Annotated in this window: 11 protein-coding genes; 4 read left to right on the top strand and 7 right to left on the bottom strand. The window is 44.5% G+C overall.

What is annotated here, in order from left to right; all coding sequences use genetic code 11:
- Position 1: 1 nt before the first annotated feature.
- Positions 2–436 carry an acyl-CoA thioesterase gene (locus NI455_RS01185; RefSeq protein ID WP_081401206.1) on the top strand — a complete coding sequence of 145 codons (435 nt, stop codon included), beginning with the start codon at positions 2–4 and terminating at the stop codon, positions 434–436.
- A gap of 8 nt (positions 437–444) precedes the next feature.
- Here the strand turns inward: NI455_RS01185 and dnaX are convergent, their stop codons facing one another.
- The 5 genes from dnaX to NI455_RS01160 form a co-directional block, all read right to left on the bottom strand.
- The gene (gene dnaX / locus NI455_RS01180) at positions 445–2,577 is read right to left on the bottom strand and encodes a DNA polymerase III subunit gamma/tau (protein WP_253112022.1); all 2,133 of its coding nucleotides are present in this window, start codon (positions 2,575–2,577) and stop codon (positions 445–447) included.
- 133 nt (positions 2,578–2,710) lie between these two features.
- Positions 2,711–3,154 (bottom strand): copper resistance protein NlpE N-terminal domain-containing protein, encoded by a 444-nt coding sequence (locus tag NI455_RS01175; protein WP_253112020.1) that lies wholly within the window; start codon positions 3,152–3,154, stop codon positions 2,711–2,713.
- A 78-nt stretch (positions 3,155–3,232) separates the two neighbouring features.
- Positions 3,233–4,498: a serine hydrolase domain-containing protein gene (locus tag NI455_RS01170; protein ID WP_253112018.1), complete on the bottom strand. Its 1,266-nt coding sequence runs from the start codon at positions 4,496–4,498 to the stop codon at positions 3,233–3,235.
- 59 nt (positions 4,499–4,557) lie between these two features.
- Complete coding sequence (locus NI455_RS01165) at positions 4,558–5,412, bottom strand: MaoC family dehydratase (protein WP_253112016.1); 855 nt, start codon at positions 5,410–5,412, stop codon at positions 4,558–4,560.
- A 157-nt stretch (positions 5,413–5,569) separates the two neighbouring features.
- On the bottom strand, positions 5,570–6,961 hold the full coding sequence (locus NI455_RS01160; protein ID WP_153566239.1) for a 3-oxoacyl-ACP reductase: 1,392 nt from the start codon (positions 6,959–6,961) through the stop codon (positions 5,570–5,572).
- A gap of 240 nt (positions 6,962–7,201) precedes the next feature.
- On the opposite strand from NI455_RS01160, the gene NI455_RS01155 reads away from it, so the two are divergent.
- Complete coding sequence (locus NI455_RS01155; protein WP_253112014.1) at positions 7,202–8,719, top strand: acetyl-CoA C-acetyltransferase; 1,518 nt, start codon at positions 7,202–7,204, stop codon at positions 8,717–8,719.
- A gap of 54 nt (positions 8,720–8,773) precedes the next feature.
- On the opposite strand, the gene NI455_RS01150 is transcribed toward NI455_RS01155, so the two are convergent.
- Positions 8,774–10,957 carry an LVIVD repeat-containing protein gene (locus tag NI455_RS01150; RefSeq protein WP_253112012.1) on the bottom strand — a complete coding sequence of 728 codons (2,184 nt, stop codon included), beginning with the start codon at positions 10,955–10,957 and terminating at the stop codon, positions 8,774–8,776.
- 163 nt (positions 10,958–11,120) lie between these two features.
- Positions 11,121–11,570 (bottom strand): AceI family chlorhexidine efflux PACE transporter, encoded by a 450-nt coding sequence (locus NI455_RS01145; protein ID WP_005252200.1) that lies wholly within the window; start codon positions 11,568–11,570, stop codon positions 11,121–11,123.
- 98 nt (positions 11,571–11,668) lie between these two features.
- Here NI455_RS01145 and aceR point away from each other — a divergent pair, with 98 nt between their 5' ends.
- Together aceR and tal are read left to right on the top strand one after the other, a co-directional pair.
- Complete coding sequence (aceR, locus tag NI455_RS01140) at positions 11,669–12,559, top strand: HTH-type transcriptional regulator AceR (RefSeq protein WP_005263303.1); 891 nt, start codon at positions 11,669–11,671, stop codon at positions 12,557–12,559.
- Between the two features lie 89 nt (positions 12,560–12,648).
- Entirely contained in the window at positions 12,649–13,626 is a 978-nt protein-coding gene (tal, locus tag NI455_RS01135; RefSeq protein ID WP_085064292.1) for a transaldolase, read from the top strand.
- The last annotated feature ends 34 nt before the right edge of the window (positions 13,627–13,660 follow it).

Here is a 13,660-nt window from a genome sequence, read left to right as displayed (position 1 = left end):
GATGAAAGCCACCATCAAACAGCGCGAACACTATACATTTTTCCTGCCCATTCAAACTCGATGGGCAGACAATGATCTGTACGGCCATGTCAATAATGTGACTTATTACAGTTATTTTGATACCGCAGCCAATGCTCTACTGATTCAGGAGGCTGATTTTGATCCTAAATATTCCCCGATGATTGGGCTGGTGGTCAGCTCCAACTGTCAGTTCAATCAGGAACTGTCTTATCCGGAAATTATTGAAGTGGGCGTGGCCATTGAAAGCATGGGAAATTCATCGCTCAGCTATGATCTGGCTATTTTTAAACGCAACTCAGATACAGCCGCTGCGCAAGGCAATTTTGTCCATGTATTTGTTGACCGTGAAACACGAAAAAGCACCCCGATTCCAGTCGAAATGCGGGATGCTTTATCTCGATTTGTTGTGACTTAACATCCAGCCTATTTCAGCTGAATATTTTGCAGTTCACCATCAAACTGCTGTAACAGATCGCGTACTGCCGGTTCAACATGTAACAGTTCTTCGGCACGTTTAAAGGCACGTACCTTACGCTGATGCTGCATGGTATAGGGCGTTAACTGATCCACATTTTCAAATTTCACCTGGAAATTGGTTTGCGGCCATTGCTGTTGCAAAGCAGCTTCCAGATGATGTTGCAACTGGGTCAACAACTGCTGGTACTGTTCAGGAATATGGAAAACGGATTCGCCATTCATCTGGCCAGTCATGACGCCATACTGCGCCAGTTCCTGTACTGCCGGAGAAAGCTGGCTATTACGGAACCAGTATTCCCATTTTTCTACGCTCCACTCGCCTTCTAAGGTTTGCTCAGGTATTTTTAAAATATCCTGTGGCATCAGATTCTGCGTATTTACATCTTGGGAAATATCTTCCAGCAAAGCTGTCTGTGCAACTGGCTGAACCGGAGCTGTGTTTTCAAGAGCAGGTTGAGCAATCGAATCCTGTGAAAGTTCCAATTCCGGTGCAGCAAGACTAAATTCCTCATCAGCAGGCATACTGTCTTGTGCTGGCTCGGTAGGGATGACAGCATCTGCAGGAATAAACTCTTCAAGCAGGAAATCATCCGAACTGTTGCTGGTAGCAGGTGCTTCTGGCGTACTCTCGATTTCATCAAAACCAAATAAGCCTTTGTCATCATTTGGATCAAAAATAATTTGATCACTAGACTGCACTTCTTCAATGGTGGTCTGAATTACTACGGGCTGGACAGATTCAGGCTCAGTGATGCTGGTTGGCTCGTCTTCATCCAAAAAATCATCCGAAGAAGGTTCAGACGCTGATGCGAAATCAATCTCCTCATCTGTCTCATCGTCCAGAGAAAAATCATCAAATACAGGCTCCGCTTCAAATGATTGTGTTTCTACGGACTCAGATTGAAGTTGTGTCTGAACGGGCTGCTGTAGACGTGTTGTACTGGTTGCTGCCTGTTGCGGTGCAGTCTCCTGCATCACCGGAATTTCGCTTGGCTGTAAGGGACGGAAAGCCAATAAACGTAGCACCGTCATCTCAAAACCTTGTTCCTGCGTAACTGCAAGCTGTAAATCGGCACGCCCCTTACAGGCAATCTGATAATAGAGTTGCAGGTCTTGTGCTGAAATTATAGCCGATAATTGCATGATCTTTTGATTGATCTCTGCACTGTATTTCAGGCTCAGATCTGGCAGGTACTGCAATAAAGCCAGTTCATGCAATGTCGAAATCAGCTGGTCGAGCACCAACGATACATCCAGAGCCTGCTGGCGGAACTGCAATAATAACTCGCTAACACGTGCTTTCTGGTTCTGGTGAATCGCCAGAATCAGGTCATAAATAATAGTGCGGTCAATCAGACCCAGCATGTCTTTGACATCCTGATGCTGAATCGCTCCTTGACCATAGGCAATCGCCTGATCGGTCAACGACAAGGCATCACGTAATGAACCTTGCGCAGATTCAGCAATCTGCCAGATGGCATCCTGATCAGACTGAATGCTTTCTTTGCTAAGAATATGGCCTAGATGTTCAGTAATTTCATCGACTGCCAATGGACGCAAAGTAAATTGCAGACAGCGAGAAATTACGGTAATGGGTAGTTTTTGCGGATCGGTGGTTGCAAATAGGAATTTGACATGTTCTGGCGGTTCTTCCAGCGTCTTTAACAGCGCATTGAAAGAATGCGTGGAGAGCATGTGCACTTCATCGATCAGGTAGACTTTAAAGCGACCTTGAGTCGGTGCATAAGGCACATTGTCGAGCAACTCACGTGTATCTTCCACCTTGGTGCGTGACGCCGCATCAATTTCAATCAGGTCAATAAAACGACCTTCATTGACTGCGGTACAGGTTGCACACACTTCACATGGGGTCGAAGTAATACCGGTTTCGCAGTTCAAGCACTTCGCCAAAATACGTGCAATCGTGGTTTTTCCGACACCACGCGTTCCTGTAAACAAATAGGCATGATGCAAACGGCCACGTTCGAGCGCGCTGGTTAAAGCACGTGATACATGGTTTTGCCCCACCAATTCATTGAAATTACGAGGACGGTATTTTCGCGCAAGTACTTGATACATGTATGCTCCTTTTTACAGGTCTAAGCATACTGTTTTTTTATGAAATAGTGAAATGAATGTCGGTTTATAAAAAATAAAAATCCCTTGATCAAAATCATTGAAAAAGGGATATAAAACAAATACTTTTTTAAAATTAGACCAATTCAAACAGGATAAAGTCACTTTGCATCTGGTAGCGTTTGCCTGTTTGATCTTCACGAATTTCCAGAACATGCTTTTTCAGATCGACATAGAGTAGATTCCGGGTATCGACATTCAGCAATTCAATCTTTTGTTGTGATTCATCCTGAAACCGAATATTCCCGCTCATCGTTTCAATTTCATTATGACCACTTAAACTTTCACGCTGTAAAGTAAAGGTCTGATCTTCATTCAAAGTCAAGGCCACTGCCATGCCTGGACAGTCTTCACAACTTGAAAAGCATCCCATACATGGCGTTGTACCTTGATAATTCCCGACCCAGGCAGGAATCTGAGCTTTGGCTTCCATCACCGTTTTTGCAGCCGGCTGATTCGGCTCCTGACATCCGAACAACGCACTGCTTGCGACCAGTGGAATCACCAGCACTTTTTTCATTACTTCACACCATAGCCATGGACTGCGCGACAAAATAACATATTTGTCTGATGGGCTAAACTCCCAAATCAGGGATAACTAGCGCCAGCCTTTGCGGCCGGTCAGTACCGCATCCGCACAGCGCAATGTTTCCTGCGTCAGGCCCCAAAGACGATAATCTCCGGTTAATGAACCTGTCGGGAAATTATGGGTATAGGCAAAACTTAAATTCCGCTCAGGATCGCACCAGGCACCAGAGCCATTAAACCCCATATGACCAAAACCTTTAGAGGCTTTTCCTAAAGTGAGAACACGGTGATAACCCAAACGCCAGTGCATCGGTAAAGGCATGACCCGATCTCGTGTTTTGTATTGCATCTGACTAAGTCGCTGGAACACCTCAGGCGAAATCAGTTGCTGACCTTGCCATTCACCATGATTCGCCAGCATGGTATAGATTTTTGCCAGACTCTCTGCAGTAAAGACACCATTGGCGGAGGGAATAATCGCTTGTAGCCCCCGTTCACTAAAGAAACTAAATTTCTTCATGCCTTTGGGAATCATGGCATCCTGAAAATCCTGAGGATCCTGCCCGCTAAAGACCAAGGCTCGCTCCATCAGGTTCGGCTTTCTTGGTGTAGTTTTTTTCGCAGTCTGTGTTTGAGACTTGGCTGCTTTAGGCTTTAAAATGGGCAGCGCTACCCGAGCTAACTCATTCGTCGGTACGCTAAAATAAGCGCCATTTAACTGTAGTGGCTGTACCAGATATTCCTGCATCAGTGCACCCAGTTTTTTACCAGTCGCTTTTTCTAATGCCCCACCGACCTGCCAACCAAAAGTCAAAGGTTGATAAGCTGCATCTGTTGCAACCTGGAATCGTGGTTCAGCCCCCGCAATCCGGTCCAGCATATGCGACCAGTCGGCCATTTCAGTGGCATCATCAATGATATTACGGATATCAAACAATCCACTTTGATGACTGAGCATATGCGCCAGAGTAATATTTTCTTTACCCTTTTGCGCAAATTCAGGCCAGTATTCTGCAACCGGTCGGTCATAATCCAGATAACCTTGACTCACCAGAATGTGCGCCAAAGTCGCCAGCACACCTTTGCCAGTGGAATAACACAGTGACATGGTATCGGGTTGCCAGTTTTCAGTTAAAGACTTTTTACCGGTATAAATATCGACGACCTTTTGTCCCTCAAAATACACTACCAGTGCAGCACCACCCTGTTCGGTACGCGCATCCTGCAAACGGCTAAACTGACGGGCAAGATCGCTAAAACGCTCATCGACATTACCCTGATAATTGTGCTGATCAGCAAACAGATAATCTTTAATTGGCTGCATCATTCTATCCATAGAATATTGATCCCTTAAAATGAAAAAGCCTAAATCAGATTTAGGCTTTTGATTCAGATTTAAATTGCTTTGATATGACCGGTGACATGTGGTTTTTGATTCTTACTGTTTCGAATCAGGAAATCTGTATCATTCGCTGCCTGCGCGGTCAGGAACTCAACTTTAGATGGCAAGTACATCGGCAACTTGAACCAGACATCAACTTCATAAGCATCTGGCAATGACAGATTCGCCAGTGCTTTGGCTTTGCTCCACATACCATGTGCAATTGCCTGTTTAAAACCAAAAGCTTTCGCTGTGACTGCATGAATATGGATCAAGTTAAAGTCGCCTGAGGTCATGGCATAACGACGACCAGTATTCTCCGAGATGTTCCATTCATTATTGAGTATATATTCTGGCGCTTGGCTTTCTGCAGGTTTTGCAGCAGCTTTAGCATTGGTCTTTTGACGTGACAGATAAGTCGTCAATGCTTCAACTACGACCTCGCCTCCCACTTTGACTGTAGTAATGAAATCAAACTGCACGCCTTTATCGTGCGGCTGCAATTCGCCAAATTTGCATGATAGGGTCAAGGTTTCATTGACGCCGATTTTACGGTATTGCTTCACTTGGTTACGGATATGTACCAAGCCCAAGATCGGAAATGGAAATGCTTCTGAAGTCATCATGTGCATTTGCAGGCTTTGTGAAAGAACCGTCAGATAAATCGCTGGTATATAGCCATTATTTTTAAAGCCGCAGACTTCATTATAAGCTTTCAAATGTTTTTGATCGACCTTGAATGAATCCACCACATATTCAACTTGCGGTAGAACTTTTTCAGCTTTCGGCTTTTTAAAAATCAAGCCTTGAATCACTTTTGGATAGGCTAAATAAGGTTTTGGAAGTTGACTAAAATGGCGCGTATTCATACTGAACCTTTAAAATATTCTTTTCATTTATATATGAGTGGAGTTCTCTCTCCCTTTGGGAGAGAGTTAGAGAGAGGACTAAAAAAAGGCCCCTAGTCTCCCTCTCCTAAATCCTCTCCCTGAGCTTTAATTAAACTGCAAGAAAGGACTTGATGCTTTAAGCCCCTAACAGACTTTGACCACATACACGTACCACATTGCCATTTAAACCTGTTGATGCAGTAGCAGCAAACATTGCAATCGTTTCTGCAACATCAACAGGTAGACCGCCCTGACTCATCGAATTCATACGGCGGCCTGCTTCACGGATCGCAAATGGAATCGCAGCCGTCATCTGAGTCTCGATAAAGCCCGGTGCAACGGCATTAATCGTTATACCATTTTTTAATGTCGGTGCTGTGAATTTTACTACACCAATCACCCCGGCTTTAGATGCTGCATAATTGGTTTGACCCAGGTTTCCTGCAATCCCAGAAATTGAGGATACACAGATAATACGACCATTGGCATTTAGACCATCGTTGGAGATTAAATAATCATTCACGCGTTCAATTGCCGACAGGTTGATGTTAATCACCAGATCCCACAGTTCAGGCTTCATATTGGCCAAGGTCTTGTCACGAGTAATTCCGGCATTGTGCACAATGATGTCTAAGCCACCATGCTCAGCTGCCGCTGCCTTGATCTTTTCACCTGCATCTGCAGCTGTAATATCAATAGCCAAGGTAGAGCCGCCGATCTCACTAGCTACACGATCAAGGTCAGCCTGCTGTTGTGGAACATCCAGACAGATGACATGTGCACCATCACGGGCCAATACATGGGCAATCGCTTCACCAATACCACGGCTTGCGCCTGTCACAACCGCAGTTTTACCCGCTAATGGCTTGGTCCAGTCTACGTCTACTTTTTCAGCAGGTGAAACACGGATCACCTGACCAGAAACATAAGCAGAACGTGGAGAGACCGCAAAACGTAATGCAGATTCAAGATTTGCTTCAGCACCCGCATCTACATAGATCAGGTTCGCTGCAATTCCCTTTTTAAACTCTTTACCAACAGATTTTACAAAACCTTCCAGTGCACGTTGAGCGATTGACTGACTGACTGATTTAGCAGTTTCAGGCGTAGTCCCTACAATCACGACACGGCCAGAACTTTGGATTTGACGCGCAATCGGGTTAAAGAAATCATAAAGTGATTTTAACTGTTCTGAATTTTCGATCCCTGAAGCATCAAAAATAACGACCTTGAATTTTGATTCTTTATCGCCCGGGTTAAATGCACCCAGATTCAGCCCAGATGCTGCAGCCGCCTGTTGCAACTCAGCATTATTACCTGCATAGCTGTTGGCATGAATATTTGCCAGAACCTGAGCAATAGCACCCGTCAATGGACTTGCTGGTGCTGCGCCCAATAATACTGCGCCTTTTACCACCGGCGTAGCAGACTCAAAACGGTCTAAAGAAGTTGGGGATGGCAAACCCAAATTTTTAATGACAAATTTACCAATAGGAGATTTTGCAAAAGTTTGGTACTGATCAGTCATGTTTATTATCTCTCATACAAATTAATTTTTGGTTGATCTAAAGTTACCCTTAAACTTCAATATGATGCCAGACACATATATTTCAATAGATCCGCCAGATTCCGCCCAATCATACTTGAGATAATAGGCAGATGACTTGACCTGAGCGCAGTCTGTAATGTCATTGTAGTCAATACAGCCTATCCTCTTCTATGCTAATGTAAGCGCCAAGAAGACGATCTATTTGCCTGGTAAAGCCTTATGAGCAAAACAACTCAAGAAAATCCAGCAGTCGAGAACTCTGCGACAGGAACTGTGTCAAAACCATCAACGCGCACCAAGCGTAGCACTAAAAATACTGACACAGCCACTGGGACAGAAAAAAGTCCGACTAAAACCTCGCGTACACGGAGCACACCTGCCCGTGCCAAAAATACGACTTCATCTGAAAAAGATTTAATCTCTACAACACAGACTTCTGTTCTACAGGAACCAAACATGAACCAAAATACAGTTCGCCGCGTTGCGATTATCGGTGGTAACCGCATTCCATTTGCACGTTCTAATGGTGCTTACTTTACGGCATCCAATACTGACATGTTTACAGCAACCCTGAACGGCCTAGTTGAACGCTTTAATCTGCAAGGTCAACGCTTAGGTGAAGTGGTTGCGGGTGCAGTACTGAAACACAGCCGTGACTTCAATATGACCCGTGAATGTGTACTAAATACTGCCCTTGCACCTGAAACGCCTGCTTATGACATCCAGCAGGCATGTGGTACTGGTTTGCAAGCGGCATTTCTTGTTGCCAACAAGATTGCTTTAGGTCAAATCGAAGTAGGCATTGCAGGTGGTGTAGATACGACTTCTGATGCACCGATTGCTTTTGGTGACGGTTTACGTAAAGCATTACTTGAGCTAAACATTGCGAAAACTGCAAAAGACCGTCTGAAAGCACTGACCAAAATCAATGTGAAAGACCTTATGGATGCACCAAAAAATGGTGAGCCGCGTACAGGTCTGTCTATGGGTGATCATCAGGCGATTACTACACTGGAATGGGGAATTTCCCGTGAAGCACAGGATGAACTTGCTGCATCTTCACACCAGAAAATGGCTGCAGCGTATGAAGAAGGTTTCTTTGATGACCTGATCACACCATTCTTGGGTCTTCAACGTGACAATAACCTGCGTGCGGACTCAAGTGTTGAAAAACTGGCGAAATTAAAGCCGGCCTTTGGTAAGGGCGATGCCCGTACCATGACTGCGGGTAACTCTACGCCGCTAACAGATGGTGCTTCTTGTGTGCTATTGGCTTCTGAAGAATGGGCGAAGGCAAATGGCCATGAAGTGCTAGCTTACCTGACTTTCCAGGAAACTGCCGCAGTTGATTTTGTCGAGAAAAAAGAAGGTCTGTTGATGGCGCCTGCATATGCCGTACCACGCATGCTTGAGCGTGCAGGTCTGAAACTGCAAGACTTCGACTATTATGAAATTCATGAAGCTTTTGCATCTCAAGTATTGTCTACGCTGAAAGCTTGGGAAGATCCAAAATTCTGTAAAGAGCGTTTAGGTCTGGATGCACCTTTAGGTTCAATTGACCGTGCCAAACTGAACGTAAAAGGCTCTTCACTTGCTGCCGGTCACCCGTTTGCAGCAACTGGTGGTCGTATCATTGCGACAGCAGCAAAACTGATTAACCAGAAAGGTTCAGGCCGCGTACTGGTGTCGATCTGTGCAGCCGGTGGTCAAGGTGTGACGGCAATTATTGAAAAATAATCCGTTGACCGATCCAATTAAAAAGCCCCTCAATTGAGGGGCTTTTTTTATGTTTTAGGGATTTGGCATCGGGTTATTTTTAAAATATTCATCCACTTTGTTCCACGGTGCAGTCGATGCCACACCTTTCACCATATTCTGGTTCACACCCTGACAAAGCGCGCTGTCGGGTGTTAGGTGGAAAGCATTCACATTTGGGTCCATATAAGGAATTGAGCCTGGACGGCGCTGGAAATAGAAGTTTAACCAATCGACCATAGCTTCAAAGCCATAATTCGACATGGCCCAGGCACTATTATGCCCGCCCCAATGATGACCAAATTCATGTGCAATAATTCGATAACCAGATAATCTGTAATGGCCATAGAATAACCAAGTATCTACTCCTAATACTGCTCCACCACCTAAACCACCACCCATATTGGTAATGCCAAGATTAATTTCATTGCGGTTAAGAATTTCCCGATAGATCCGGACATAATCTTCTGGCTGAAAGAAACCATTCGGCCCTTCTACCTGACCATCATTGCCAAAAAAATCGTGTCCCATGACCGCTTTATGGTTAAACCATAAGGTTTCAAATTCTGGAGTACTGAGCATATAGGCCAGATTGGTCATCATCATGACCCATTCCCGGGCATAGACCGGCGTAATACGACACCATTTATTCGGTTCATCATAGGTACCAAAATAAATTTTCCATTTGGCTTTAATCTGATTCAGCTTTTTGACGTGCTCATCGGTCTCAGAGCTAATTTTCAGATCAAAAACATTGCTTGGGTTTTGCGTGGTCTGACTCAGACCTGCGAGCTGGATCGAGCCTGTGCCATCAAGCAACGGGAAACGGGATTGATCGGTCAACTTGAGACCAAAATTTGCCTTCGAAAATGGCGTCAACTGATCCAGCTTAGCCAGAATCACCCAGTCTTCTGAGTTTTTAATCTTGGCACGAATCTGCAAATCACGTACAGGCACAGCACTGTAGCTTTGCAAATGCAGGCGGTTGCCATTTAGAGTTGCCGATAAAATCTTGTCCATATAGACATGACGCTGGCTGCTATTGGTCAAGGTTTCCCATGATTCACCATCCTGCAAGACACGGCTTCTCTCGCGTGCCTGAGATTCGGTTAAAATCATAGCTTGGTTTAGCTGTGTGGATTTATTCTGTTGCAAGGTCAGCATTGGCAGAATATGAATTTTCTGATTGGCCATGTGTAATAGATTCTGACCATAAATATAAAGATCGCTGGCCTTGGCCAGTCGACTGCTCTGGTTTTGCCCTTTTAAAATATAATCTCGGAAAGTATCTACACTTTTATTGGGTAAGATAGACTCCAAGTTAAAAGATTTTTCCCGGTAGCTTTTTACAGTTCCATCATTTCGTGACACATAGACCAAGCCATCGTTATGACGATGCATGACTGCCGACAAATTGGTTTCTGTTAAAATGGGCGTAATATTATTTCCATTTTCCTGAATCTGATTGATATCGTGGACATAAGTCATACCATCCGGCAGGCTGGTATACAGATAGTCGCCCATGACCTCCATACGTGCATTACAGTTGCGTGCACAGCCCGGCAAGCTGAGCCGTGCAAATTTGCGGGCCTTTAAATGGTTTTGCGCTGTCACATCACTTTGACGCCAGACATTGATCCGGCCTTCAATATCAGGTACATACACATAACGGTCGTCAGCAGTCACTGCATTGCTATGTACCAGCGAATAATTAAGCGCATCGCCCCACCACACACCTGTACCGAGTGCCATAATGAAGCTCGGCTGTTCACCACTAATATCTAGAATATCAATTCGGTTCGAGCCATAATTGGCCACATATAAACGCCCTGCATGAATTTCCAGATCATTCAGGCTGTCCCATTTTTTGGCCAGACCCGAAATTTTCATAGGATCAATCGCACTGAGTGCACGTTTTTGTTTTAAGTCATAACGTAAAATATTCGATTCGGCCTGACTATTGGCAATATAAAGGACATCGCCATTTACCACCATGGCGGTGGGATTCCAGGTTTTCAGACCGAAATTCCCTGCTGTTAATTCTGAACCCACATCCAGAACCTTAAATTCCGCAATTTTGCTCAGTTGCTCACCCGAACCGGGGGGTGTCACTGGATCCGGCAGCGTCTGCTGTGGCGTACTGCTCTCACCTCCTCCACCCCCACAACCCCACATCAGCAACACGATGGACACTGACAAGATCGCTCGTCTAAATAGCATTGAATTCCCCAATAAATTTTAAAATTAAAATAAAAAATCAATGTCTTATAGCTTAATTTTCAGTTGGGTTCGAGCATAAAAAATGAGGACTTGATCAAGTCCTCATCGCTGAATATTTCACCTTTCACATTCTGAAAAGGGAGTCTGAACTGTGTGGTATTTTTTATGGCTTATTTGATGATGAGATTTTCCGATAATCCGGCTCTTGCCCCAGTCTGGCTTCTAGATGATCATAAATCCACTGGAAAATAAAGGTATACACCAAGATACAAAGGGTCAAAGCCAAATCCAGCAGAAAGGCCTGAGCCAGACTCATGTGCAAGGCATAAGCCACCATCGGAATGGTCGCCAGCATCAAACCGCCTTCAAAGCCAATTGCATGGGCAATCCGCACTTTAATGGTTCTTTTCAAACGATGTTTTGCTTCAAATTTTTCAAAATAATGATTAAACAGCATGTTCCAGAGTACTGAAGTCACGGCCATAGCAATCCCGAGTGCACCGGTGACCTCAAGCGGCATATGCATCAATGTACTTAGCAGGACAGCGATCACGACCAGTAAAATGCCTTCATATAAAGCTGCATGAATCAACCTTCTTTTGGAAATTAACATATCAAATCAGCTCAATTCATTACATGATGCAAGAATTTTATTTCTTTAAATCTGACTATTCGAGTTAGAATCTATCAGTAAAAATGAAAGATAAAATTATGAATGTTAATCAGGAACAGCTGCTGATGTTTAAAACTGTGATGGAAACCGGTTCTTTCTCTGCAGCTGCCCGTCAACTGGGTAAAGTACCTTCCGCAGTCAGCATGGCCATTGCCAATCTGGAAATTGACCTGAATCTGGAACTGTTTCAGCGTATAGGTCGTGAACCGAAACCAACTGCACAAGCGCAGGTATTGTATGAAAAAACCCAGCAGCTACTGGTAGAAATGAACCAGTGGAAACAGCATGCTCAAGCCCTAAGTTCAGGCTTGGAATCTGAATTGAATATTGTGGTAGTTTCAGAATTGCTGCATACGCGCTGGACCGATTATATTGTGTTGCTAGAACAGGAATTTCCTGCACTGCAAGTCAATGTATTCAGTGCACCTCAGGAAGATGCACATCGTATGCTGTTTGAAGGTTCAGCGCAGCTAGCCTTGATGTTTGAACGCGAACAACTGGAAACACGGGAACAGTTTGTGGAATTGAAACGTGAGGTACTGGTGGCTGTAGTCGCCAAACAGCATCCCCTAAGTCAGTTCGATCAAGTCAGTTATGAACAGATTTTGCAAAACAGGCAGATTGTGGTGGCCAGTCGGGATCGCACCATCAAGCCGGAACTACTCTTTTCACGAAATTACTGGCGCACCGACAACCACCACTCGGCTTGCAGCATGATTCAGCAAGGACTGGGCTGGGGGGTTCTGCCACTCGAAATGCTGAATGAGCAGCCACATTTGCAAGATCAGTTACAGGTTCTCAACCTGCTCGATTTCACCCCAAAGTTTGAATATTTTGTTGATCTGGTCTGGAGCAGAGAAACCCGATTAGGCACAGCTGCTCATTTTTTGATTAATCACTTGCGCAAACAACGTAAAACCGGGCATTAATCACAGAAATTCAACGACAGTCTACTTGGTAAACCGGCCATTTATGATATATAAGAAAGCATAAGCAATAACCATAGAACTAGATCGTAATGACATTAACTGCATTAAACCAATTAAAAAACTTGACGATCATTGTGGCAGACAGCAGTGATTTGAGTGCCATTGAAAAATTTCGTCCGCTTGATGCAACCACCAATCCATCGCTGATTACTGCAGCAGCAAAACAACCTGAAAATCAGGCCTTGATTGAAGCTGCTTTTCAGCAAGCCCAGCAAGAAGGCTATGCAGATGACGCTCTGATTGAACGGACTATTGATATTTTAACGGTCAAATTTGGTGTAGAAATCTTAAAACTGATTGAAGGTCGTGTTTCAACGGAAGTCGATGCTTCGCTGTCCTTTAATACTGAAGCTACCATTGCCAAAGCCAAAGAGTTACTGGCACTTTATGCGCAATATGGAATTGACTCAGACCGCATTCTGATCAAGATCGCGTCTACCTGGGAAGGCATTCAGGCAGCGAAAGCACTGGAAGAACAAGGCATTCATACCAATCTGACTTTATTGTTTGGTCAGCATCAGGCCCATGCCTGTGCTGATGCCAAAGTAACATTAATCTCGCCTTTTGTCGGCCGTATTCTGGACTGGTACAAAAAAGCTGAAGGCGTTGAGTCTTACCCGATTGAAAAAGATCCGGGTGTACTTTCGGTTAAGCGTATTTATGAATTTTATAAAGCGCATGGTATTCAGACTGAAATCATGGGTGCCAGCTTCCGCAGTATTGATCAGGTTCTAGGCTTGAGCGGCTGTGACCTGCTCACGGTAGCACCAAACCTGCTGGCCGAACTGGAAAATGATCAGCGTGAAGTGCAGGCCCAACTCTCAGCCAAAGATATTAAAGTTCAAGGTGAACTCAGCCCAATCAGCCCTGCCGATTTTGAAGCACAACTGAAACAGGATCCGATGGCCAGTGAATTATTGCAAGGCGGCATTGACGGTTTCATTAAAGCCCGTGAGCAACTGGCTGCTTTATTACGTGAAACTTTCCTGAGTACCACTGAGATTTAAAGAAAATTTAGCAAATTTCTCCAAGCCGATGTTG

The organism is Acinetobacter lwoffii (assembly GCF_024129435.1).
GTDB lineage: Bacteria > Pseudomonadota > Gammaproteobacteria > Pseudomonadales > Moraxellaceae > Acinetobacter > Acinetobacter lwoffii_F.
This window is presented reverse-complemented; position numbering and strand designations above follow the sequence as displayed.

Excerpts from the sequence above, each read along its gene's own strand:
- NI455_RS01185 (WP_081401206.1), top strand. The coding sequence starts at position 2 with ATGAAAGCCACCATCAAACAGCGCGAACACTATACATTTTTCCTGCCC.
- dnaX (WP_253112022.1), bottom strand. The coding sequence starts at position 2,577 with ATGTATCAAGTACTTGCGCGAAAATACCGTCCTCGTAATTTCAATGAA.
- NI455_RS01175 (WP_253112020.1), bottom strand. The coding sequence starts at position 3,154 with ATGAAAAAAGTGCTGGTGATTCCACTGGTCGCAAGCAGTGCGTTGTTC.
- NI455_RS01170 (WP_253112018.1), bottom strand. The coding sequence starts at position 4,498 with ATGGATAGAATGATGCAGCCAATTAAAGATTATCTGTTTGCTGATCAG.
- NI455_RS01165 (WP_253112016.1), bottom strand. The coding sequence starts at position 5,412 with ATGAATACGCGCCATTTTAGTCAACTTCCAAAACCTTATTTAGCCTAT.
- NI455_RS01160 (WP_153566239.1), bottom strand. The coding sequence starts at position 6,961 with ATGACTGATCAGTACCAAACTTTTGCAAAATCTCCTATTGGTAAATTT.
- NI455_RS01155 (WP_253112014.1), top strand. The coding sequence starts at position 7,202 with ATGAGCAAAACAACTCAAGAAAATCCAGCAGTCGAGAACTCTGCGACA.
- NI455_RS01150 (WP_253112012.1), bottom strand. The coding sequence starts at position 10,957 with ATGCTATTTAGACGAGCGATCTTGTCAGTGTCCATCGTGTTGCTGATG.
- NI455_RS01145 (WP_005252200.1), bottom strand. The coding sequence starts at position 11,570 with ATGTTAATTTCCAAAAGAAGGTTGATTCATGCAGCTTTATATGAAGGC.
- aceR (WP_005263303.1), top strand. The coding sequence starts at position 11,669 with ATGAATGTTAATCAGGAACAGCTGCTGATGTTTAAAACTGTGATGGAA.
- tal (WP_085064292.1), top strand. The coding sequence starts at position 12,649 with ATGACATTAACTGCATTAAACCAATTAAAAAACTTGACGATCATTGTG.